General features: G+C 61.6%; 18 protein-coding genes and 2 tRNA genes. 9 read left to right on the forward strand and 11 right to left on the reverse strand.

The genetic code is table 11. From position 1 onward, the window contains the following. Positions 1-26: 26 nt before the first annotated feature. Complete coding sequence (gene fbaA / locus Q5H31_RS02740; RefSeq protein ID WP_302457458.1) at positions 27-1,115, forward strand: class II fructose-bisphosphate aldolase; 1,089 nt, start codon at positions 27-29, stop codon at positions 1,113-1,115. Positions 1,116-1,179: 64 nt separating this feature from the next. Here fbaA and yddG read toward each other — a convergent pair whose 3' ends face one another. The 6 genes from yddG to Q5H31_RS02770 all read right to left on the reverse strand — a co-directional run bounded on the left by yddG (position 1,180) and on the right by Q5H31_RS02770 (position 7,129). Next, positions 1,180-2,166 carry an aromatic amino acid DMT transporter YddG gene (gene yddG, locus Q5H31_RS02745; protein ID WP_302457459.1) on the reverse strand — a complete coding sequence of 329 codons (987 nt, stop codon included), beginning with the start codon at positions 2,164-2,166 and terminating at the stop codon, positions 1,180-1,182. Then, a complete protein-coding gene (locus tag Q5H31_RS02750) occupies positions 2,145-2,456 on the reverse strand; it encodes a hypothetical protein (protein ID WP_130082095.1) in 312 nt (103 codons plus the stop codon). Before Q5H31_RS02750 ends, yddG begins: the two co-directional genes overlap by 22 nt. A 141-nt stretch (positions 2,457-2,597) precedes the next feature. Continuing rightward, positions 2,598-2,671, reverse strand: a tRNA-Gly gene (locus Q5H31_RS02755). Between the two features lie 333 nt (positions 2,672-3,004). Beyond that, a complete protein-coding gene (htpX, locus tag Q5H31_RS02760) occupies positions 3,005-4,126 on the reverse strand; it encodes a zinc metalloprotease HtpX (RefSeq protein ID WP_195525324.1) in 1,122 nt (373 codons plus the stop codon). Between the two features lie 152 nt (positions 4,127-4,278). After that, positions 4,279-5,334 (reverse strand): serine hydrolase, encoded by a 1,056-nt coding sequence (locus tag Q5H31_RS02765; RefSeq protein ID WP_302457460.1) that lies wholly within the window; start codon positions 5,332-5,334, stop codon positions 4,279-4,281. Between the two features lie 343 nt (positions 5,335-5,677). After that, positions 5,678-7,129, reverse strand: coding sequence for an FAD-dependent oxidoreductase (locus Q5H31_RS02770; RefSeq protein ID WP_042989677.1), 1,452 nt, complete (start codon positions 7,127-7,129; stop codon positions 5,678-5,680). A 183-nt stretch (positions 7,130-7,312) separates the two neighbouring features. On the opposite strand from Q5H31_RS02770, the gene Q5H31_RS02775 reads away from it, so the two are divergent. After that, positions 7,313-8,323: an asparaginase gene (locus Q5H31_RS02775; protein WP_118332031.1), complete on the forward strand. Its 1,011-nt coding sequence runs from the start codon at positions 7,313-7,315 to the stop codon at positions 8,321-8,323. Positions 8,324-8,377: 54 nt separating this feature from the next. Here the strand turns inward: Q5H31_RS02775 and Q5H31_RS02780 are convergent, their stop codons facing one another. Together Q5H31_RS02780 and Q5H31_RS02785 are read right to left on the reverse strand one after the other, a co-directional pair. Beyond that, a complete protein-coding gene (locus tag Q5H31_RS02780; protein WP_302457461.1) occupies positions 8,378-10,687 on the reverse strand; it encodes a heavy metal translocating P-type ATPase in 2,310 nt (769 codons plus the stop codon). 355 nt (positions 10,688-11,042) lie between these two features. Beyond that, a complete protein-coding gene (locus Q5H31_RS02785) occupies positions 11,043-12,962 on the reverse strand; it encodes a S1C family serine protease (RefSeq protein WP_302457462.1) in 1,920 nt (639 codons plus the stop codon). Between the two features lie 213 nt (positions 12,963-13,175). Between Q5H31_RS02785 and tgt the strand changes: the two genes are divergently transcribed. From tgt to Q5H31_RS02800, 3 genes are all read left to right on the forward strand, one after another. Next, a complete protein-coding gene (gene tgt / locus Q5H31_RS02790) occupies positions 13,176-14,591 on the forward strand; it encodes a tRNA guanosine(34) transglycosylase Tgt (protein WP_021913488.1) in 1,416 nt (471 codons plus the stop codon). Between the two features lie 209 nt (positions 14,592-14,800). Further along, a tRNA-Leu gene (locus tag Q5H31_RS02795) sits at positions 14,801-14,883 on the forward strand. A gap of 571 nt (positions 14,884-15,454) precedes the next feature. Further along, positions 15,455-15,916, forward strand: a complete 462-nt coding sequence (locus Q5H31_RS02800; RefSeq protein ID WP_021913490.1) for an Hsp20/alpha crystallin family protein — start codon at positions 15,455-15,457, stop codon at positions 15,914-15,916. A 144-nt stretch (positions 15,917-16,060) separates the two neighbouring features. Here Q5H31_RS02800 and Q5H31_RS02805 read toward each other — a convergent pair whose 3' ends face one another. Further along, the gene (locus Q5H31_RS02805) at positions 16,061-16,909 is read right to left on the reverse strand and encodes a DMT family transporter (RefSeq protein WP_302457487.1); all 849 of its coding nucleotides are present in this window, start codon (positions 16,907-16,909) and stop codon (positions 16,061-16,063) included. 117 nt (positions 16,910-17,026) lie between these two features. Next, positions 17,027-18,091, reverse strand: coding sequence for an alpha/beta fold hydrolase (locus Q5H31_RS02810; RefSeq protein WP_302457463.1), 1,065 nt, complete (start codon positions 18,089-18,091; stop codon positions 17,027-17,029). Positions 18,092-18,402: 311 nt separating this feature from the next. Between Q5H31_RS02810 and Q5H31_RS02815 the strand changes: the two genes are divergently transcribed. From Q5H31_RS02815 to Q5H31_RS02825, 3 genes are read left to right on the forward strand one after another with little or no spacing between them, the layout of a single operon-like run. Further along, entirely contained in the window at positions 18,403-18,549 is a 147-nt protein-coding gene (locus tag Q5H31_RS02815; RefSeq protein ID WP_155266543.1) for a hypothetical protein, read from the forward strand. Next, complete coding sequence (locus tag Q5H31_RS02820; protein ID WP_271719604.1) at positions 18,549-19,214, forward strand: response regulator transcription factor; 666 nt, start codon at positions 18,549-18,551, stop codon at positions 19,212-19,214. Before Q5H31_RS02815 ends, Q5H31_RS02820 begins: the two co-directional genes overlap by 1 nt. A gap of 34 nt (positions 19,215-19,248) precedes the next feature. Further along, positions 19,249-20,421: a sensor histidine kinase gene (locus tag Q5H31_RS02825; protein ID WP_302457464.1), complete on the forward strand. Its 1,173-nt coding sequence runs from the start codon at positions 19,249-19,251 to the stop codon at positions 20,419-20,421. A 211-nt stretch (positions 20,422-20,632) separates the two neighbouring features. On the opposite strand, the gene Q5H31_RS02830 is transcribed toward Q5H31_RS02825, so the two are convergent. Then, positions 20,633-23,149, reverse strand: a complete 2,517-nt coding sequence (locus Q5H31_RS02830) for a prolyl oligopeptidase family serine peptidase (RefSeq protein ID WP_302457465.1) — start codon at positions 23,147-23,149, stop codon at positions 20,633-20,635. A gap of 149 nt (positions 23,150-23,298) precedes the next feature. Between Q5H31_RS02830 and Q5H31_RS02835 the strand changes: the two genes are divergently transcribed. Next, a complete protein-coding gene (locus Q5H31_RS02835) occupies positions 23,299-24,006 on the forward strand; it encodes a DUF3662 and FHA domain-containing protein (protein ID WP_003807269.1) in 708 nt (235 codons plus the stop codon). The last annotated feature ends 12 nt before the right edge of the window (positions 24,007-24,018 follow it).

A 24,018-nucleotide genomic window follows, 5' to 3' on the forward strand; every position in this document is an offset into this window, starting at 1 on the left:
TCACGCAACAGCGGCATAATGGAAGCATGACTATCGCAACACCTGAACGTTATGCCGAGATGCTGGATACCGCCCGCCGCGGCGGATACGCGTATCCCGCGATCAATGTGACGAGCACGCAGACGCTGAACGCGGCGTTGCAGGGCTTCGCCGAAGCTGAATCCGACGGCATCATCCAGGTGTCCGTGGGCGGTTCCGCCTATTTCTCCGGCCAAAGCGTGAACGACCGTGTGGTCGGATCGCTCGCCTTCGCCGCGTTTGCGCACGAAGTGGCAGCACGTTATCCGAACATCACCGTGGCCCTGCACACCGACCACTGCGCCAAGCAGTATTTGGACGAGTGGGTGCGGCCGCTGCTCGCGCACGAGGCGGAACAGGTCAAGCGCGGCGAGGAGCCGACGTTCCAATCGCACATGTGGGACGGTTCGACGGTGCCGCTTGAGGAAAATCTCGACATCGCCTCGGAACTGCTCGAGAAGTCCGTGAAGGCGCACACCGTGCTGGAAATCGAAATCGGCGCGGTCGGCGGCGAAGAGGACGGCCATTCCGCGGAAATCAACGAAAAACTGTATTCCACCCCGGCCGACGGCGTGCGCGTGGCGGAACGGCTCGGCTTGGGCGAGCACGGCCGATACATGGCCGCGTTCACGTTCGGCAACGTGCATGGCGCGTACAAGCCGGGCATCGTCAAGCTGCGTCCGCGACTGCTGCACGACATCCAGACGGAAGTGTGGAATGCGGCGCATGACGGGCGATTGGGCAGTGCCGAATCGGCGCATGTCGCCTCCTGTGCCCTGCCGGATATGCCGGAAGGCAAGCCGTTCCCGCTGGTGTTCCACGGCGGTTCCGGATCGACGGCCGCGGAAATCGCGGAAGCGGTCAGCTACGGCGTGGTCAAGATGAACATCGATACCGATACGCAGTACGCGTTCTCCCGTGCGATCGCCGGACACATGTTCCGCAATTACGATTCGGTTTTGAAGATCGACGGCGAAGTCGGCAACAAGAAGCTGTACGACCCGCGTTCCTGGGGCCGCGAAGCCGAAACGGCGATGGCCGCGCGCGTGGTCGAGGCGTGCCAGCAGCTCGGCTCCGCCGGTCGCGCGCTGAAGTAAGTTTTCTCTTATGTTCGTGTTCGCCCGGCGCCTACGGGTGCCGGGCGAAGCTGTAATCGCCGGGCTACGACCGCCGGGCGAACCAGAGGTTGATAAGCGAGCCGGCCACCACCAGTGCGACGCCAATCCAGAACGGCATGCCCAACGCCACGCCCAACAGCAGCGTGCTGGAAGCCGTGGAGAACAACGGGGTCGCGTACGAGCCGATCGCCAACGTTTCCATATTGCCGTGCAGCATGCCGTACCCCCAGCATGCGTAGCCGCCGGAAATCGAAATAGCGCACGCAAGCAGCGCGGCATAACCGCCGATGCCGGGAGCCGTGGCGGGCAGGCCGTCGCCCGAAGCGAAGTGGATGGTCCACAGCACGACGGCGACGCAGCAGAAGAAAATCGTCGTACCGTCGTAGCCTTCGGACAGCGACGGTGTGAAAGTCGCGTAAATCGCCCAAATAAAGGCGCCGGCGAGCGCAAGCGCGAACGGTAGGGGGTTGCTGGCGATGTTGCTTACCGCCTCCTGCACGCTAAGGCTTTCGCCGCCGACCGCCATCGCCACGCCGATAGTGGCTACGATCGCGCCCGGAATCGCTTTGACGACGGCACCATGTTTGCGCGATACGGCGGCCGTCATCAGCACCAGCAACGTCGGCCACAGGTAATTGACGAGGCTGACTTCCACGGATTGCGCGTTCGTGGTGGCCAGGCCGATCGACAGCGAAATCGACGCTTCGTACGCGATGAACATGACGCCGCCTGCGATGAGATACTTGCGTGGCGCTTGGCTGATCGGCTTCGGCCGGCGCACGATGAACAGCAGCACGCCGCCGACGGTGTAGATGAGCGCCGACCCGAGCGTGGCGCCGAACGATTCGGAGACCAGTCGCACGAGGCCGGCCATGAAGCCCCACAGGACGATTGCGAACAGGCCGATGAGTGTCGCCGCGTGTGATGTGGCATGGCCGAGTAGCGGATTGCAGGAGTTGCCGGTGGGGTGGTTTGCGCCGGAATCGGAGGGGGACTTCTGGTTCGTGTTCACGGGCTCCAGCCTACCCATCGCCCTCCACGAGTGTCCGATTCTGCAGAATCGGACACTCCTGCAACCTGCGATGCCGCGAACCCGATTACCCCCGGAACCGCACCAACAGCAGAGTCAACCACCCCATCCGACGCTGCCACACCAGCCGTATCGGCAGCCAAGTCCATGCGTCCCGCATCCACACAGCCCACGCGTCCCGCACCTCCACGGCCCGCCGACGCGCACACGTCGCCCATGACCAAATCATCCAACGTCACACCGAACATGTCGCAAAGCATCAGCAGCTTGTCACAAACGTCGCGTTCCACGCCACCATCTTGCGGTTGCATTGCGATTCGCAACCAAATTTTGCGACGCAACCGACAGTTGCGCGACGCGAAGTTGGCTTCACGGGTCTTTTACGACAATAGAAAAACCCTTGAAATTCCAACGATTCCAAGGGTTTCGAATGGAGCGGATGACGGGAGTCGAACCCGCCTTTAAAGCTTGGGAAGCTTTCGTTCTACCGATGAACTACATCCGCAAGGTGTGCCTTTTGGGCACGAGCCATTAGTCTAGCACGCCATTCCCGCTATATGTGGCAGATTGTCCGGTTCCGCAAAATCGATTTGCGCTATATGTGGCAGTTCTCCGCGGGCAAGAGCTGTTAGAGGGTACGAAATCGAAGGTATGGGGGCATCTTCGCGAAGGAAAGTGCCACATATAGCGGAAATCACTTTCTCGGCAGTCTCTTATCTGCCACATATAGCGATTTTGGGAGTCGTCAGCACAGCAAGTATGCGTCCGCAGCAACATCAGTACCGGAAAAGGCTGAAAGTCGGGGCAGGAACCACCGGCGCGGGAGGCTGTGCGGGCGTCAGCGCGATCCTCTTCTGCGCATGGGGCGTTGCGAATAGTCGCGCGAATATCCACCGGTCGAACCCGCCGAACCCGCCGGACCCGAACCGTACGAATCGTAAGCGGAACCATACTGCGAGCCGAACTGCGGCCCGTCGTAACCGCCCTGTCGAATGTCGCTTGCGGCAACGCCGGTCGTTGCGTATCCGCCGGCCAGGTAGCCCGACTGCACGCCCTGCTGCCGCATCTCCTGGCCCATCTGCATGAGCCGCGCAATGCGGTCCTGAATCGGCGGATGCGTGGAAAACAGGCGCGAGAAGCCCTCCGCGGAGAACGGACTGGCGATCATCATCGCAGCCACCGACTGCGTGCCGGCGGTCTTCTCCATCGGCATCGCGGCCGCGCCGCCGGAAATCTTGCTCAACGCGGAAGCGAGCGCTTCCGGATCCTCCGTCAACTTGGAACCGTCTTCGTCGGCGTCGTATTCGCGTGTGCGGGAGATTGCCATCTGTATCAGCGACGCTGCGATCGGCGCCAGAATCGTGCTCAGCAGCACACCCAGCAATCCCAAGCCGCCGGACGCCGAATCGTCGCGGTCGTCACGCGAACGGCCGCCGCCGAAATACATGAGCGAGTAGCCGAGGTACGAGATGACGGTGGCCATGGCGGAGGCGATTGCGGACGTCAGAATGTCGTGGTTGTAGACGTGCATGAGTTCGTGTCCGAGCACGCCGCGAATCTCACGTTCGTTAAGCGTCTGTAGGATGCCTTGCGTGCAGCAGACCGCCGCGTGTCGTTCGTTGCGCCCCGTCGCGAACGCGTTGGGGCTCATGGTGGGGGCGATGTAGATGCGCGGCATCGGCTTACCTGCCTTCGCCGATAGCTCGCGGACGATCTTGTATAGTACGGGGGCTTCCTGCTCGCTCACCTGTCGAGCGTGCATGCTGGCAATCGCCAGTTTGTCGGAAAACCAGTAGGAGACGAACGTGGAGCCCAGGCCGATGAGAATGTAGTAGCCGAGCGTGCTTTGACTGGCGCCGGTCGCCCACCAGATGAGCATGATGACGCCCCACATCAACGCGAACAAAAGCGTTGTTTTCAAGCCATTGCAATGGCCGTGCACCTGCAATTTGCCGTTCATGGCCACCAGCCTAGGAATTCAGGCTGGGATTTTGCTGTATACAAGCTGAAGGGTGGATTTGCAACATCTAGAAACATGCCACGCAACGACGCTACAGCATCGGCCATAGACCTATCTGCGGCACGGCGAGAGTCACCCCAACTTGAAACGTATTACCCCCGCATATCCCCCGAATGCACTGCGTCGAGCGTGCCGATCAGGCTGGTCAGCAAATCGTTGCGGCCGCACGCGTTCGTCAGCACCGCCAGCACGTACGCGCCCGACTGCGACATCACCAGTCCGGCATCGTTCAGCACGTACAAATCGCCTTCGCCGTTGATCCATCCGGCCTTCGTGTACACGGTGTCCGCATCGCCAAGGGCCGCGTGGATGCAGGAGTTCAGCGAATTCGTCATGTCTCCGGACAGCCATTGCAGCGATTCGGGCGTGATGTTCTGCACCCCCGCCGTTTGCCTGGCGAACAGGAAACCGTATCCGGCGGTCCACAGTTTGGCCATGTCGCGCGCGGAGGTGAACAGGTACCCGCCGCGATCACCTATTCTGGAAGCCGCGCCCGCCTGTTCGGCCCACGTGTTGAAGCAGTCGAGGCCATACGTTTTGTACAGCCAGTCGTAAGACGCGTTGTCGGAATTGCGCAGGACGGCGTCGACCTTCTGGTGGACGGTGGCGGACTGCGCGTCAGCGGATTGGGCCACGCTGTTCAGGTCGACGGTGCCCGTTGAGAACAGCGATATCAGGTATGGCGCCTTCGCCGACGAGGCCGAATAGATCTGTGCATCGGCGTTGTATGCGATCGTGCGGCCGGTCGTGATGTCGGCGAGCACGAATGATGCGGTATATCCGTCGGCTTCGAAAGTGGCGATTTGAGACTGCACGGCGGCCTGCGAATCGGCGCTTAGCGTGAAGCCCTGCGTTGTGATCGTGGCGCTGCCCTCGACTGCGGAAATGCCGTCCAGCGCGACCTGCGTCGGCGACGAGACGGCTTGTGTCTGCGATTGCGGCGCGCTGTTTTTCTTAAGCGCGCCCGACGTGGAGGACGTTTCCGAAGACGTTCCCGAGGACGCCGCTGCGTGGGCTTCCTCTTCGAGATGCACATCGACAAGACCCACGCCCATGGCGAAGCCGATCAGGCAGGCGATCAGCAGGCCCACGACGGACACGGAACAGCAGTACAGTGCCTTGCGCTTGACGTGTTTTCCAAAGTTCATGCCGACTTCACAACCTTAGATTTCAATGCCCGCATCCGTTTGCGATGATATTGCGCACCGCGTTTCACTGGGGTCAGCCTAGCGCATGGACCCGAACTTCGGGGGTAATAGGTCAAAACGACCGCGTATGTCCGATTCTGGAGAAACGGGCGGTTGTGCGATCGAAAACGCACGCTACGCGACCAGTCCGCCGAAAATCGACCACTAAAGCGGCAAAAACTAACGCCCTGCACGTCCGATTCAGAGGAATCGGACGTGCAGGGCGTTACTAGATCGCGTTAAAAGGCTTGGAGTTAGGGTGTCAGGAAGTCAGCACTCCCACCCTAATTCCAGCCGGCCCGATTCAGGCATGCGCCAGCGCGCGCATCTGCTCCGGGTCGATGACCTTCTTGTGCTCGCGGCCTTCCTTCGCGCCTTCGGCACGTTCGAACGCATCGACCTTCTTCCAGCCGGCGAAGTCGATCGGCTTGACACCGCGGGAAGCCAGCAGACGGTCGATGGATTCCGGATCGCGGTCAGCGGCCACGCGACCGCCTTCGGCGGCCTTGGACAGGTCCTCCAGCATGTTGGTGACGATGAGCAGCGCGTCGGACTTGGTGGAGCCGATCAGGCCGACCGGACCACGCTTGGCCCAACCGGTGGCGTACAGACGCTCACGCACCTGCGCGCCCTCGCCGGAGGCCTCCGTGGTGATGCGGCCGTCGCCGTTCGCGTTGGCCAGGTGCGCGCGACGCTCGTCGTACGCGATGCCCGGCGCGGTGGCCGGCTTGTAGCCGATTGCGTGATACACGGCCTGCACCGGGTACTCTTCGAATTCGCCGGTGCGAGTCATCTTGCCGTCCGCGGAAGTCGTCGTCTTCTCCACGCGAATCGCCTTGACCTTGCCGTCCTCGCCCAGCACTTCGACCGGAGCGGAATTGAAGTGGATGTAGTACTTGCGATCCGCCGGGTTGCCTTCGAAATCGGTGTCGCCGTCGTCTTCCATGTCCTCGGCCATCTCGCGGATGGTGAACAGCTCCTCGACCATCTGACGGGTCAGCTTGTCCTTGCCGGCCTCCTCGATAGTGTCGTCGTCCAGATCGAAGTCGTCTTCGTTGATGATCAGCTGCACGCCCGGCAGCTTCTCCATTTCGCGCAGCTCCTGCACGGAGAACTTGGCCTGAGCCACGCCACGGCGGATGAACAGATGCAGAGTCTTGGCCTTGTTGGCCTTGATGCCTTCGTACACGTTGTCCGGAATGTCGGTGCGTTCCTTCAGGTCGTCGGCGTTGCGCATCAGCTCGCGCGCCACGTCCATGGCCACGTTGCCGCCGCCGATCACAGCGACTTCCTCGGCATCGAGCGGCCATTCGCGGGCGCCGGTCGGGTAACCGTCGTACCATTCCACGAACTTGGCGGCACCGTACACACCGTCCAAGTCGGCGCCCGGCAGGCCGAGCGGCTTGTCTTCGACGGCACCAGTGGCGAACAGCACCGCGTCGTAGCGTTCGAGCAGCTCGTCGAGCGTCACGTCCTTGCCGAATTCCACGTCGCAGTACAGGTGGATGTCCGGGTTGTCGAGCGTCTTCTCGAGAGCGGATGCGATGAATTTGATGGAAGGGTGGTCGGGGGCCACGCCGTAGCGCACCAGGCCGAACGGCACCGGCAGCTTTTCGAACAGGTCGATGCGGGCCTTGGTGCCCAGTCCCAGCTCTTCGCCGAGCTTGCCCAGCTGGCGCAGGAAAATATCGGAAGAGTAGACGCCTGCGGGGCCGGCGCCGATTACAGCAATACGAAGTTCGTTGGTTTCGCTCATATGTTCCAGCCTAATATATTCCCTGCATTTCCAACAGGGGGCATACGGCACTTTCTTGCGATTCCCTTACTTGCCTCGCAACGCGCAGCCCGGCCCATGTGCCGGCGCAGGAGAACGTACAATCGCAGAAGATCACAATCGGTCCCTCACTAAAGAAGGTCCTTATCGTAAGAGGGTGGGCATATGCGCATTCACATCACGTATACCGGCGGCACCATCGGTATGGTCGAGTCACCGAACGGTCTGGTTCCGGGCGCCGATATGCGCGGCTGGCTGCGCCGGCTGATTGAGGACGCGCATCTGGACTCGAGCTTGTTCTCGTTCACCGAGCTGGACCCGCTGATCGATTCGTCGAACGCGACGCCCGACAATTGGCAGACGATGGCGGACGACCTGCGCGCGCACCGCGATGACGCCGATGCATTTGTGGTGTTGCACGGCACCGATACGATGAGCTATTCGAGTGCCGCGCTGTCTTACGCGCTGACCGGTTTCGGCAAGCCTGTGATTTTCACGGGGTCGCAGCATCCGCTCGGCAAAATCGAATCGGACGCCACCGCGAACGTCACGGGTGCGCTGAACGCCGCGATGAGCGGACGTTTTCATGGCGTCGGCCTGTTCTTCGGCCATCATCTGTTCGCCGGCAACCGTGTGAGCAAATCGTCAAGCTGGGCGTTCGAAGGGTTTTCGGCGCCGTCCACCGGCCCGCTGGCACGTACCGGCACGCCGTGGCATTGGTATGCGGGCGATTCGGCCGGCTCCGGTTGCGGTTGGGCGTCGCCGCTGCCCTACTCCCGTCACGATGTGGCCGTGATCGACATGGCTCCCGGCATTTCCGCCGCGCGATTGGCCGCGATGCTCGACCCTCGTCCGGAAGCGGTGCTGTTGCGCGCGTACGGCGTTGGCAATGTGCCGAGCGACGAGCCAGGACTGACCGACGTGATCGCCGACGTGCTGCATGACGGCGTGCCTGTCGTCATCGCATCGCAATGCCAGCAGGCGGAAGTGCTGCTCGGCCATTACGAGACGGGCGACGCGATCGCCCGCGCCGGCGCGATCGGATCGGGCGACATGACGCTGGAAGCCACATACGCGAAGATCATGTTCCTGCTGTCGCAGGGCGTGGATTCGGCCGATTTCGGCACGTGGATGCGCCGGAACATCACCGGCGAAATCTCGCCCAGCTCGATGTAGCACGGCGCAACGCGGTTCAGCCTAGTTCCGCACGGCTCGTCGCCGCAACCGGCGCTACTCGCGGTCGAGCAGGGCGGTGAGCGCCCACAGGATGCTGACCACGTCGATCGCTTCCTGCATGAACGCGCCGACGACCACCGGAATGAGGTTGAACGCGGCCGCGACCATGCCGATAATCGCCAATCCAAGGCCGACCAGCACCGCCTGCAGCATCACTTTCTTCGTGCGGCGGGCGATGGCGATGGCGCGCGGCACGGAGGCGATGTCGTCGTTCATGATGACCACCTGCGCCGATTCGGACGCGGCGGTGGACGTGCCGTCGGTCATGGCCATGCCGATGTCCGCAACCGCCAGCACGGGGGCGTCGTTCACGCCGTCGCCAACCATCATCGTCACCTGTCGGGTCATGGATTCGCCGACCACGCGCTGTACGACCTTGTCCCACGCCGGCTGGTTTTGGTGCGCGTCTTCCGTGGCGTTCTTGACGGCCGCGACCTTGCCTTCGGGGAAGAGTTCGGATTGCACGTCGTCGATGCCGACCTCGCCCGCGATGATGCGTGCGGAAGCCTCCTTGTCGCCGGTGAGCATGGACAGTTTCTTCACGCCGAGCCGGTGCAGTTTTTCAAGGGACGATTTCGCATTTTCGCGAGGCACGTCACGCAGCACGATGCGCGCGGCGAGCTTGCCGTCGATCGCCACGTACGCGGCCATTTCGTCCGGCTCGAGAGGTGCGAACAGCGAGTTCACCTCCGGCTTCTTGGAAGCGCCGGCAGCGGTACCGGTCGCCGAATCGCCAACCGCGCTATCGGCCACAGCACCAGCCGCAGTACCGGCCGCCACCCCTGCGCCCAGCACATGCGTGAAGCCGGCCTCGTCGGCCGTCACGTACGCGAAACGACCCACGCGCACGGCATGCCCGTTCACCTCGCCGGACACACCCTTGCCCGACTGTTCCTCGATGTTCTTCACCACGGGGTAATCGCGTCCATGCCCCGGCAGATCGCGTTCGGCGCACAGCCGCTGCCCGTTCTCATAGCGCGCGTACAGTTCCTGCATGGCCTTCTGCCCGGCCGCCGCGATGCCCTTCGACAGAATGTGCACCGAGTAGCCTTCCACCACGCCGGCCATCATCAGAATGTGGTTCTCGTCGTACGGCGAGCTGTTTTCGAACGGCTTCTCGACGCGCACGACCTGCGGCTGCTTGACGGTAAGCGTGCCGGTTTTGTCGAAGAAGATATGCGATACGCGGCCCAGGTTTTCCAGCACGTCCTGCGCTTTGATAAGAATGCCCGCCTTGGCAAGGCGACCGGTGCCGGCCACGTACGCGACGGGAGCGGCGATCAGCAGCGGGCAGGGCGTGGCCAAAACCAGCACCTGCGCGAATCGCAATGGCGTGCCTGCGACGGCCCACGCGATGCCGGCGATCGCCAGCGAAAGAATGGTGAACGGCACCGCCAGCACATCGGCGGTTTTGACGACGGTCGGGCGCGATTCCTGCGCCGACGACACCAGTTCGAGGATCTTCTGATACTGCGAATCCTGCGCCAATTGCGTGGCACGCATCGTCAGCGCGGTCGATCCGTTGACCGCACCCGACAGCACGCGCGCGCCCGCATACACTTCGCGCGGCACCGGCTCGCCGTTGATATTGCTCAGATCCAACGTGGCGACGCCCGACAGCAGTTCGCCGTCGACCGGCACCGTTTCGCCCGGCAGCACGAGGATCACGTCGCCAAGCTTGACCTGGTCGACCGGAACGGTTTCGAAATGCTCGCCGGCCGCGTCGTAAGGCTTGGTTTGGATGGTGGACTTATTCGTTTCCGCAGCGTTAGGCACATCCACACTGGCGACCTTGCGAAAGCCGTCCGCCGTCATGTCGCCCTCAGCATCACCGGCAGTACCGTCGGCCCCGGCAGCCGCCGCACGTGCACCCACGCCCGGCAACGTCACCACGTGCGCGGTCCGCGGCGCCGCATCAACCAGCGCCGTCAGGTTGCCTTCCGCCTTCGACTGTGCGAATTCCTCAATCGCCTCGCCGGAGGAAATCATCAGCACCACGGCCCACGCAGCCCAGTATTCCTGCACCGCCACCGTCGACGCGATCGCAATAACCGCAAGCAAATCCACACCGACGTGACCGTGCCGCAAATCGTCAATCATGCCGATCACAGTCACCACAATCGTGTACACGACCAGCGCGATCACGATCCACTGCCCGACACCCGGATTGAACGGTCCGAAAGTCAGCGAGACGCCCGCAGCCTCCCACGGACGCCACGAACCCAGCAATGCCAACGGAATCGCGGCAATGATGGCGATCGGCAGCAGCGGAACTTCTTTGCAAATGGAAATGATTCTACGCATGAGAATCTCCTTACGCTCGGTTCGGACGCCTTGTTAACCCACCGGCGCCCCGCCTGCGCGGACCATCGATACACGGCGTAAAAAGATATTTCCAGCATAACAGAGCATTGCGATTGCCGCGGCCGTTTGCGTGTGCTTCCGTTCGTCGCGCGCGTTCCGCGCATACGAAAAGGGCCGTGCGATTGCTCGCATAGCCCTTGTTTTCCGCCGTTTTTCGGCTTGTTCAGCGTTTTCCGCGATTACGCGGATTGCGGTTGCGGCTTCGCCGTCAGCCTATCGGGTGGCAGCCACCCGTATCGCTGTCGGCATGAACGCCGCACACCGTACGTTGCCGTACGATGCCGCGCATCCGGCTTTACCACAGACCGAACGGATCGAACAGGCCACCGCCGTCGCCGTTGTTGCCGTTACCGCCATTCTGGCCGTTCTGGCTGCCGCCATTCTGGCCGTTGCCGTTATCGTCGTTGCCGTTGTTCTGCTGACGCTGTTCCTGCTTGTTGGAGGAGTTCGTCTTGGTTTCCTCCTGATCGAGCGTCACCTCAAGATCCATGGTGTTGCCGCCGCGCACAACGGTCAGCTTCACCTTGTCTCCCATGGCGGAGGCGCGCACGTAACCGAGCAGCGAGTAGTTGTTGTTCACTGCCTTTCCGTTGAACGCCACGATGGAGTCGCCGGCCTTCACGCCGGCCTTGGACGCCGGGCCACCGTCGGTCACGGCCTGCACCTGGGCGCAGCCGCGGGTCACACCGTCCGCTTCCACCGAGGAGCTCTTGATGGTGATGCCAAGCACCACATGCTTCACGGAACCGTTGTCGATGATCTCGTTGGTCACGCGCTTGACGAGGTTCGACGGAATGGCGAAGCCGATGCCGATGGAACCTGCCGTGCCGGACGAGCTTGCGGTGGAGGCGATGGACGAGTTGATGCCGATCACCTGGCCGGCCGCATTAAAGGTCGGGCCGCCGGAGTTGCCCGGGTTGATGGCCGCGTCGATCTGCACGGCGTTGGTGACGATGGCGTTGTTGTCGTCATCGGTCACGGTCACCGGGCGGTTGAGCGCGGACACGATGCCAGTGGTGGCGGTGTCGTCGTAGCCGAGCGGATTGCCGATCGCCATGACGGCCTCGCCGACGGCGAGATTGTCGGAATCGGCGAATTCCGCGACTTTCAGATCGCTCGGCGGATTGTCGAGCTTGATCACGGCCAAATCGGTGGTGGTGTCGGTGCCGACCACCTTCGCGGAATAGACGGCGCCGCTGGCGAGCGTCACCTGAATCTGCTGCGCGCCGGAAATCACGTGGTTATTGGTGGCGATATAGCCCTTGTCGCTGATCACCACGCCGGAGCCCTTGGCTTCGCCGTCGCTGGTCGCCACGTCGATGGCCACCACGGAATCGGACACTTCCTTGGCCACCGCGCTCCAATCGACCGCCGTACCGGACTTCGCCTTGGCGGAACCGGAACCGGACGTATTGGACTTGACGTCGGACAGCGAGCTGGAGGTCGGCACATGCACCCAACCGTTGGTGATCGCGGTGAAGCCGACGCCGAGGCACAGCGCGCCGGACACCAGTGCGGCCACAACGGCGGTGACCACATGGCTGGTCATGCCGGACTTCTGCTTGGTGACGACCGGCGTCTGGTTCGGCTGGTTCGGGAAGCCCTGCCCCGGAGCGCCGAACGGATTGCGGTTGCCCGGTCCCGCAGGGGGCATGTTCGCGCCGTACTGCGGCTGCTGCTGATTGTTCTGCTGCGCGCCGTTCTGCGCGGACGAGCCGCCAAACGGATTGCCGAACGGATTGCCATTGTTCCGCTGATTGCCGGTCGTATACGGGTTGCCGAAAGCGCCGAAGAACGACGAACGGTTGTCCTGCGGCTGACCCTGCTGCTGCGCGCCGTACTGCGGTTGCTGGGCGGTCTGGCCGCTGGCATCGCCAGCCGGCGGCGTCGGCACCGGACCGTACGCGCCGTATTCGGGCGCCGGACGGTACTGTTCGGTCGGCGCATCCTGCGTCGCGTTGTTGATCACCGTGCGTTCACCGGCAGCGGAAGCATAATCCGGCGTATCGTCAGCGGTATTGCCTGCCGTGCCATCCGCCGCGTCCACGGTAGGAAGGGCGGTGGTGGGCTGCTCGCCCGCGTTCGGCGCTGCAATCGGTTCGGTAACGGAAGTCTGTGCTTCGTCGGCGACGTTCTCGCTCGGCGTCTGCGGCGCGGTCTGCTGCGTGCCATCCTGCGGCTGGGCGATGTTCTGATCGCTATTATCTTCAGCCATTGTTGCTCCTTATTCGTCTCGCGGCATTCAACATGGTCAGCAATCGTGCCGCTCGAACTGCTATCTAAGAGTAAAGATACCTGCTCTGGAAGTTTCCTGAATGTTTGTTGAAAGTAGCAATCGAATCGCTTGGCAGTTTGCTCCATACGATGCCACCGTCGACCGCCGATGGCGCCACCGCGGCAATCGGCGCTATCGCATACAGTTGAGAGCATGACAAGCTTGAACGAACCACAGACCGGCGCGGTGGCGCACGAGACCTCAGCGGCCAACGCGGCAGCCGGCGCAACGCACGACGCAGCAGGCAACACGACCAGCGCGGCATCGACCGAAAACCTTATCGAACATCCCCGCGGCGCGGAACCCGGCAAGCCCGGCCGCCGCGACGCATTTTACTTTGAGCAGAAAACCCGCCTGCCAGATGCGGCTGACGGTAAGGGACGCGGCGGCGCACGATACGGCCGCACCGGCATCATCCACACCCCCCACGGCGACATCCACACCCCGGCGTTCGTGCCGGTGGCCACGCAGGCCGCGATGAAAGCCGTGCTGCCTGAAACCATGAAGGATCTCGGCGCACAATGCTTGCTGTCCAACGCGTTTCACCTGTATGAACGTCCCGGTGAACAAGTGCTCGACGAAGCCGGCGGCCTTGCCAAATTCATGAATTGGAACGGTCCGACCTTCACCGATTCCGGCGGTTTCCAAGTGCTTTCGCTCGGCGCGGGCTTCAAGAAGACGCTCGCCATGGATGTGACCGGCATGAAATCAGACGACGTGATCGCCGAAGGCAAGGAGCGCCTCGCGTTCGTGGACGAGGACGGCGTAACGTTCAAATCGCCGCTCAACGGCTCACTGCACCGTTTTTCCGCCGAAATTTCAATGGGAATCCAGCATAAGATCGGCGCCGACATCATGTTCGCGTTCGACGAGCTGACCACACTGATGAACACGCGCGGCTACCAGGAACGTTCCGTGGAACGCACCTACCGTTGGGCGCAACGTTGCGTTGCCGAGCATAAGAGGCTTACCGAGGAGCGTCTCGGCAAGCCGTACCAGGCGCTGTATGGCGTGGTGCAGGGCGCGAATTATGAGGATCTGCGCAGACATGCCGCCGAGCAGATCGCTTCGCTTGATTTCGACGGCGTCGGCATCGGCGGCGCGATCGAGAAGCGCATCATCGGCGACACCTGCGCCTGGATCTGTGACGCGATGCCGGAAAGCCGTCCGCGCCATGTGCTCGGCATCGCCGCGGTGGACGACATCTTCGCCTGCGTGGAGAACGGCGGCGACACCTTCGACTGCGTGGCCCCCGCGCGTTGCGGCCGCAATGGTGCGATCTTCACGCGCCACGGCCGCTACAACATCAAGCGCGCACAGTTCAAGCACGATTTCGGTCCGCTTGAGGAGGACTGCGACTGCTACACCTGCACGCACTATTCGCGCGCATACGTGGACCACGCGCTGCGCGCCCGCGAATTCAACGGTTTCACGCTGGCGACGATCCACAACGAGCACTTCTTCGTGAAGCTGCTCGACGATATCCGAGCATCGATCGACGGCGGCTATTTCAACGAATTCCGCGACGAGACACTCGCCAAGTTCTACGAGAACGGTTCGAAGGGCTGAGCCAGAGGAGCTGGATGGAAGTCGCGGGGCTTGAGCATTTGCTACGCAAACGCGGCTTTTTGAACAAAGGATGGCTCCATCGTCTGGAGGTCCACAGGGCCTCCTCCCTCCTCGCGTCGCACCGCTTTGTGCATTCGCTTTGCGAATACGGCGGTGCGACACGCCGATTTGTGCCACAGATAGTAAAGGTGTAAATTAGTCGATTGTCTGCGAGCGTGGCGGAATGGTAGACGCGCTGTCTTCAGGTGGCAGTGAGTGTATGCTCGTGGGGGTTCAACTCCCCCCGCTCGCACGGGCCGAAAAGGGCTGGAATCCAACGATTCCAGCCCTTTTGCTTTATCCAAAACGTATGAAATGTGACAAAAAAGTACTAAAAATGCGCCGAAAGCCCAGCTATCTCAGCAGAAACAGACAAACGGACATCCAAACCCAAAACCAGCACCACAAATGTCCGATTCCAGAAAACACAATCCGAATAACCAATTCGGCAGAATCGAACACATAGCCACCCAAAACCACACTTCACGTGACCGGTTGGAAAAACAGATACGTAACGCATTGCAGACCAATCCCATGCGTCCGATTCTGAAGAAAAACGAAATTCGCCGTACGACTTTTCCGCGCACGCAATCGCAAGCATTTCCCGGTATTTCACTGTGAGCATAACCGCGGAATGAGCAGGACACGGAAGAGTTGGGTGAAGTGAAAGGTCAAGGTCAGGAGCCCGGGAGGGTTCCGGATGCGGCAACGAACCCGGTCGCCGATCTCGCTGGATGGTGACGCCGCAGCGATAATCGCACGGCCGGCTGCCAAGCCGCATTACTCCGCGCACAGAACGCGCATTTGCTTAAGGAGTACCGATTATGGCAATGTTTCCGGCTTTGATGAATGACACGATGTTCTCCGATCTGTTCGACGATCCGTTCTTCGAGGGTTGGCGCAACATGGACCGCGCAGCCGCATGCGATCCGAACATGTCCGCAGGCATGATGAGCACCGATGTGCGTGAGACCGACAAGGGCTACATGGTCGACATCGACATGCCTGGCTTCAAGAAGGACGACATTTCGCTGGACCTGCAGAACGGCTATCTGACCGTTTCCGCGCATCGCAACAGCTCGCACGAGGACAAGGACGACAACGGCCGCTGGCTGCGTCGCGAACGCTACGCCGGCTCTTGCTCTCGTAGCTTCTACGTTGGCGAGGACGTGAAGGATTCCGACATTCACGCCAGCTACAAGGACGGCACCCTGTGCCTGGAAATGCCGAAGCCCGAAGCGCAGCAGCAGGTTGAGACCAAGCATCAGATTGCGATTGAAGGCTGATTTTCCAGCTGCCGTACGTCATATTCGCACGTCGTAAGTCACGGTAATCGCTAAGCAAAGCGAAGCCGGACGCCCGTAAGTGGATGTCCGGCTTTTTTGTTTGTCCGCACGCCGCCGCCCGAAAAGCAACGCCCGTCACGGCACTTAACGCACCAAAAACACCATGATGAGAATCATCACGAATCCAACCAAATCGGTCGGTTCGAACACCGCGTCCGTCCATGCCACCGCGGAAATCGTGGCCATCACCGGTTCGCTGGTGCCGAGCATGGTGGCACGCATCGAACCGACGCGCACCACGCCGGCCATGTACAGCCAGAACGCGCCGAATGTGCCGCCGATCACGGTGAACGCCATCAGCCCCACACCCAGCCAATCCAACTGCGGCGCCGTAGCCCACGGCCGCACGAACGGCAGCAGCACAAGCCCGGAAATCAGGAACGCGATGCCGTTGACGGTGAAGTTGCCCCAACGTTCGATGAGCTTGACCGGAAGAAACACCATGGCCGCCGTGGACGCCGCGTTGATAGCGCCCCAAATCAGGCCGACCGGCGGCAGTTTCAGCGTGGTGAAGTCGCCGCCGGTCGCAATCAGCACGGTTCCCGCGAAGGCGAGCGCCACGCCGATGCCTTCCCGTACGCCGGGCAGTCGCCGCCCGCGCAGGCATACGACCCCCAAGACGAACAGCAGGTTCAGGCTTTGCAGCACGGTCGCGGTGCCGGAGTTGGTCCAGTTGATCGATTCGAGGTAGGCGACCTGCACCAGCAGCACGCATACGATGGCGGTGGCCAGCAGCCGCGGATATGATTTGCGATCGCGTAGCGCGCCGGTAAGCAGTTTCGGCGTCATGATGGCCGAGCAGGTGAGGAAAAGCACGCCGGCTGCCAGTTCGCGCACGCATGCGATCCACAGCGGCGAGGCATGATACGTGCCCATGAGGATTTTGGAGACGGTGGCGTTGACGCCCCACAGCACGCCGCCGCACAGGGTCATCGCAATGCCGATAATCAGGTCTTTCGGCGTGCGTTCGAACGTTTTTTCCGCCACTGCGGCTCCTTCCCCTTCACTGTTCGCTCATCGCACACCGTACACGCCTGCAGTGGCAGCCGCTCACAGACTGTCCGCGGGCGCGCTGAGGAAGTCGAGAATCTTGTTCACATACGGTCCGACCACCGTGTTCGGCATGGAGAAGATCTCGTGCAACGACTTGCCGTACCGTATTTTTTCGATTGATCCGCCGCCTTCGCGCACGCGTTCCACGAAATCGTCCTGCGGACCGTTCAGGACCCAGACGTCACGGCCCGCTTGGAACAGCAGCGTCGGAGTTTCGATCGCACCGCACATGTCCGGTTTGAGTACGGCTCGAGACAATGCCATCGCCTGATGCGCCCATTCGAAGGTGGCCGCGTTGGTCTGGCATGCCACGTCGTCGACGCGCTGCTTGTGGAACCAGCGAACGCGCGCCTCGGACGCGCCCTTATGCTCGTCGAGATCGAGTTCGGGGGAAAAATCGGTGTGACCGAATACGCGCGCTTTGCCGAATCCCAAGCCGCACAACGCGCCTGTAGCGATGCGTGCGATCCATGTCGGCATACCGACGACGGGGGCGATCATGGGTGCGGACAACACGGCCTTGTCGAACAGGCTCGGATAGTGTTCCATCACGGCCGCGCCGATGCCGCCGCCCATCGAATGGCAGTACAGGTTCAGTGGCTCGCCGCACGCGTATTCGCGGCCCACAGTGTCGGCGAAGGCTGCGAAATCGGACACATACCGGCGCCAATCGTCGATCCACACCAGGCTGGGATTGTCCACGTCATGCACGGAATGACCATGCCCGCGATGCTCGAGGATGCATACGGAATAGCCGGCCAGCAGGAAATACCATGCCATCTCGCTGTATTTTCGCGCGAATTCGGTGAATCCGTGCGAAATGACGATCGCACCGCGGAACACGCCCGAAGCGCCGTCCTCACGCAGCACGTCGAATTTGGCCGCGTCGTAACAGCAATAGTGCAACCGGCCGGGTTCGTCCAGTTTGGGCAGCGCGTCGCCGTTCCAGTCAACGGTGGCTGGATCCATCCAGCCTTCCGTCATGCAGGCGTGCAGCGCGGGTAGTACCGTGCCGTCCATCTCGGCGTCGTAATGAGCCTCGTCGATAAGCGTGAAAGTCATATTCCCATCATAAGGATTCCCATATGACGGACACCCTCGTGGATACCGCGTCGGATGTCACGGCAAGCGTCGAGGTCGATCCAACAATCGTTGCCGTTAACCCGGCCATGGCCGCGTGTATCGCGTCAATGGCGTGCGGGAACGGTAGGAACGGATAGCGGATTGGGAAGAATTCCAGCAACATCCGCATCGGGATTGCAGACCGGGTATCTGGCTATCCGACCCACGTGCACGGCACCTCCTCAGTTACCGGAATCGCGGAACATTCGCGCGCAGAACAGCTTGGAACCATATCCCCGTACAATGGCAGCATGAGAATCGCATCACTGCTTATGACACTTACCATGCTGATCGCCGGAGCTCCGGCAACGACCGCGTACGCCGCCGATGACACGACGCCATCCGACGTGTACGTCATCGACTGCCCTCCACTGTTGCAGTGGCTGTGCGGGAAGTAATGAGCGCTCAGTACACGTCTGGCCTGGTGCCCAAAATCCATCGCATCGCGCTGGTCGACAATGATCCGCGCGCGTTGGAATCATTGAGCTATCTCATCGAAGCCAAGGTACCCACCGCCTACGTGGTGTGGACGGCCACATCCGGCAATGAAGCAATCGAACGGTGCCAGGAGACTGGCAACAATCTCAGTTTGCTTATTCTCGACATGTCCATGGAAGGATTGCAGGGGCCAGCCACATGCCGTCGTATCCGTCTGGTGGACAGGCATCTGCCAATCCTCGGCGTCACCAGCTTCTCCATCAGAAGCTACCGCGACAAGCTGATGGAGGCCGGAGCGCAAGGGCTCATCAGCAAAGAGGACTCAGACCAGCTGGCCCAAGCCATCGAACGACTCTGCGGCGGCAGTGTGATGGAAGGCTTCGAATCCCCCGCCTTGGCCAATCTGCGCATCAGCCGTGAGGACGAGACCTCACCGCAGCTCACTGTGCGCGAGGAGCAAATCATCTCCCTGTGCGCGGACGGTCTGTTGGATAGGGAGATTGCCGAGCAACTGGACATTTCTGAAAGCACTGTCCGCAAGCATATGCAAAGCATCCTCAAAAAGCTCAACTGCAAGACGGCCCGTCAAGCGGTGGCATTGTGGGTGAGGTCCCATGCTGTCTGAACTCGGCGCGAGATTCCGTTCCTGGCGCATACGCATGCGCACTGACCACCCGAATCTGTGGCATCCGATTCGCACGGGTCTTATGATCATCACCACATGCTGGATATTGGCGTGCATGGCGTACACTCCACCGCGCACCCCACTCATGCTGGCTTGGGACATCGTGGCGATAGTGCTGCTACTGCTTTCCACGTTGTTCCCGAAGTCCGCGTCGGCATTGTTCCTGATGATTGCCGAATTCGGCTCATACTGCATACCCGGAACCAACGCCAACTCGTTGCCGGGCATCCTGTACGCGCTGGGTCTGCTGTCGTTCGAAACCAGCAATCTCGTCGCGTTGCTGCTGTTCGCGTTCTTCACGCTGGATGAGCTGTTCAATGCTCTTGTGCGCAATCAGACCAACACCAACCCCGTGTCCATCATCGCCATGCTGGGCATGGTGGCCCTGTTCGGCTGCGCATTGCGTTGGAATGAAACAACCACGAACAGCCGTATGGAGGCCGAGCAGACCAAGGCAAGACTGCGGGAGATGGAAAGCCGCAACCGCATTGCCAAAGCCATCCATGACGCCGTGACCGGAGACCTGTCCGCGGCGGTGTTCGTGGCGCAACGGCACGCCGGCGCGGATATCAACACAAACGAATCGGACGCCAAGGATTGGAACCAAATCAATGACTATGTCCGTTCCGCTTTGACCAATGTGCACCGCGTCATCGATGAATTGGATATGGATGTCACATCGCTCGACGAGGACGATGATGGCAGAGCCCTCGCCGACCTGCTCGACACCACCATGAATAACGGCGATCGGCGTCTGCGCACGCTTGGATTCGACATCACCTCCGTCAACCATGTGGCAGGCGGCAAACCAAGCGCTTCACCAACCATGGCCAAACTCGCCAACGATCTGCTCCGGGAGATTTACGCCAACATCGCACGGCATGCCCAACCTGGCAGCAAAGTCGACCTGTCGGTGATGCTCAAGCCGAACGCCATTGAAATCACGCAAATCAATCTCACGCAAACCAAGCAGAACGGCGGCTCGCTCTCGGGAGGCCATGGCCTCGCATACTTCGGCAAGCAGCTTGAATCATATGGCGGCACGCTCACCACAACGCTTCATGATGGCGATTGGACGCTATTCGCCTATCTGCCGATGCCGATGCCCGACACCGCTCCCGCAGTCACCGAACGGTTCCAAGCGTGATGACATCCCGTATAGGGGGGACTACACAAATGTGGTACCCCCTGACTTGCAAGGGTGTCTGGCACCGTTTTATCTTCCCTACTGAGAAGGGCATGCGTTTCCTTGTGGTCCCGCGGATACTTGGCAATCCACGGTCTCGCAGGGAAACGCGTTTTTATTTTGTAAAGGCTGGCGACCGCAATCGACGCGGCCGCCAGCACCGCATGCTCGCTCAACGCAACGCGTCGGCAAGGAAATCGCGTTGCAGCAGCAACAGGTTGCGCGCCACCGTCTCGTCGTTGGTCATGTGCGTGATGCCGTTGAGCGGCAGGAACGTGTGCTTCCTGCCGGCCGCCATCAGCGCCTGGCTCAATCGCAGGCTATTGGCGATCGTCACATTGTCGTCGGCGAAACCGTGGATGAGCATAAGCGGGCGACTGAGTTTCGGCGCGTCCGCGACGATGCTGTTACGTTCGTACGTGGCCGGGTCGAGTCCCAGGTAGCGCTCGGTGTAATGCGTGTCGTACAGCGTCCAGTCGGTCGGCGGGGCGCCGGCGCAGGCCGCGGCGAATGCGTCGGGCGCGTCCAGCACGGCGAGCGCGGATAGGAAGCCGCCGTACGACCAGCCGATCATCGCCACCTTGTCCAGGTCGGGTTTCGGCATGGAGACACCGGTTTCGGCGGCGAGCGAGGCGATCGCGTCCGGCAGCGCATGCACGGCGTCGACTTGGTCCTCAAGCGTCACGGCTTTCATGTTTTCGTAGATCGCGCGATCCCACTTCGGTCCGCGGCCGGTGGTGCCGCGACCGTCGGCGGTGACCACGATGTAGCCTTGGTCGGCCCACCACTGCGCGTCCCAGTAGAACGACTGGCTTTCCACGACCTGCTGGAAACCGGGGCCGCCGTAAGGCTTCATAAGGACCGGCAACTGGTCGGCATGCGCGTATGCGCTGTCGGCCGACGGCAGGATGACAGCCGCGTACAGGCCACGTTCGCCGAGTCGGGTGAATCGCACGTTCGGTGTGAAACCGGGGATTTCAGAGTGGTTTTCGATTGGCGAGACCACCATCGACATCATTTCCGCGCCGTCCGCAACACCGTCCGCAACGTCGCCTTCCGTCGTGCGCACGTTCATGCAATGCTGCATCTGCGACCGCGCGTCGTCCATGCCGCGCCCGGTCACCACGCAACCGTCGCCGGAACGGGACATCGTCCATTGGCCGGGCGTGCAGGTGAGCGGCTCCCAGTCGCCGTCGTAACGGATCGAGACCACGTCGAAGCTGCGGGCGTCGTGATCGTCCGCGTTGGACTGCCACAGGAACGGCAGATCGGCGGCCGGCAGCAGTTCCGGCGTGCGCTGCACCACGCACAGCACGTCGTTGTCGGTCACGTCGAGCACTTCGCGCACCTGCAGGCCCTTGGGTGTGAATGGCGTGCCGTCCACGGTCAGACGGTTCGTGTCGGCGTCCATGTCGTTCATCGCGCACACGAGACGGCCGTCAGGCGTGTATGCGGGGGTGCCGGCGATCAGGTCGAGCCAGCAGTCGTTGCTATGTTCCTCAAGCACGCGCGTGGTGCCGGGTTCTTCGCCGGGCGCGTATTCGGGGATGGCGATGGAGAAGGTCTCCACTTCGCTGCCGTCCTCGTCGGTGAAGCCGTTTTCCGGCGCGCTCATGGTCACGATAGGCTCGCCCACGTGGACGGCGAGCACCTGGTCGTGCTGCTGAAGCCGGTCCTGCACAAGTAGCAGCGGCTCGTGGCCTTCGGTCCAGCTGACGGCGGCCAGGTATTCGTACGATTCGCGGTCCCATTCCACGTTGTGTGCGATGCCGCCGTAGTAGCAGCCGTCCGTATCGTAGCCGAGTTCCAGCAGCGTCAGATGCACGTCGGCGTTGGCCGTCATCGCCTGCGGATAGCGGCGGGCCTGCGCGGGTTTCGTCGGATCGGCCGGGTCGGCGATGTACCAGGTCTGCTCGTGGGATGCGTCGAAGGTTTCGAAGAGCACATACTTGGAATCAGGCGACCACCAGAAGCCGTCGTAACGGTCCATTTCCTCACCTGCGGCGAATTCGGCGAGACCGATTTTCCATTCGCCTGCTTGCGATTCGGCCGCGTCGCTTTGCGCGTCATCTTGCGTGCCGTCCTGCGTATCGGCAACGTCGTCAGCGTCGTCTTGCGGAACGGACGCGACGATGGACACCGCATCGCCCGCGTCTTCGGCTGCGTCCGTCGTGTCCGACACGTCCGCAAGATCGACGTCCACCAAATACGTGCCGGTCGTATACATGATATGTCGTCCGTCGGGGCTGATGCGCGGGTTCAGCACCGGCTTGAATTCCGGTTCGTCGATGGCGATGCCGCGCGTCACGCCGGCCGCGATATCCGTCAGGAACAGCTGGCCGTTGATGGCGAACGCCACGCGGTTGCCGGCCGCATCGACCGAATAGCCGACGATACCGGAACCACCTTCACGCGCACGTTCGCGGCGCGCCTTTTCCTCAGCCGGCACATCCTCGGCGTCGGCGTCAGCCAGCAGCGTACGCGGATCGGCAAGCAGAATCTCGTCGGTATCGCCATCGCTGCCGATCACGCTCATCCACAGGGAGGTGACGGTGTCCTCCGGACCGTCCGAACGCAGGAACAGCGCACGCGAACCGTCGCCGATCGCGCGGGCGGAACGTGGCGCGCCGCAGGTGAATCGCAAGGTACGGGCCTTCAGCCCAGGAAACTCATCAATCGCATCATTCATACCTTCCAATCTACCGACCATCACGCACCACTCGCCGCCAATACCCCGGACGCAACCCCCTTCACATGAAATTTTTGCAAGCAAGTAGCCTTCGAATTGGCGCTCGGCAGGCTACAGCGTAGGATAGTCAAGGACAGAAAGGGACAAGTATGAGTGTTCTCGACCGATTTGAGAAGAGCGTGGAAGGCGCCGTCAACGGGGTTTTCGCGAAGTTCGGGTCTAAAGACCTGAAGCCCGTCGACCTTTCCAGCGCTCTGGAACGCGAGATCGACAAAGAAGCCATGCCCGTCACGCGCGATCGCACCGTAGCCCCGAACGAGTACCGTTTCAAGCTCAGCACTCCGGATTTCAACAACATCGTCGAGTGGGGCGCCGAAACGCTCGCCAATGAACTTGCCGACAACCTCACCCAGTATGCGAAGAGCCAGAACTACGCGTTCGTCGGCCCGGTCGTGGTGATCTTCGAAGAGGATCTTGAACTTTCCAAGGGCGATTACCGGCTTTCCAGCGAATCCGTGCAGGGCAACACCGTGCCGGTCACGACCGACGCGCAGACCGAGGATTGCCCGATGCTGGAGATCGGCGAGCACCAGTATCTGCTCACCGAGGAAAAGACCATCATCGGCCGTGGTTCTGATTGCGACATCGTCATCGACGACCCCGGCATCTCCCGTCGTCACATGGAGATCGACGTCACCGACAACGGCAACACCGTCATCGCCCGCGACCTGAACTCCACCAACGGCATGTACGTCGAAGGCCATCATGTTGAGGCGGCAACGCTGCTCGACGGCAACACGATCACCATCGGCCGAACCCGCATCCTGTACTGGGCCTCCTCGCAGGAGCAGGAGTAATCAGCCCCAACC

It is taken from the genome of uncultured Bifidobacterium sp. (genome assembly GCF_959020155.1).
GTDB lineage: Bacteria > Actinomycetota > Actinomycetes > Actinomycetales > Bifidobacteriaceae > Bifidobacterium.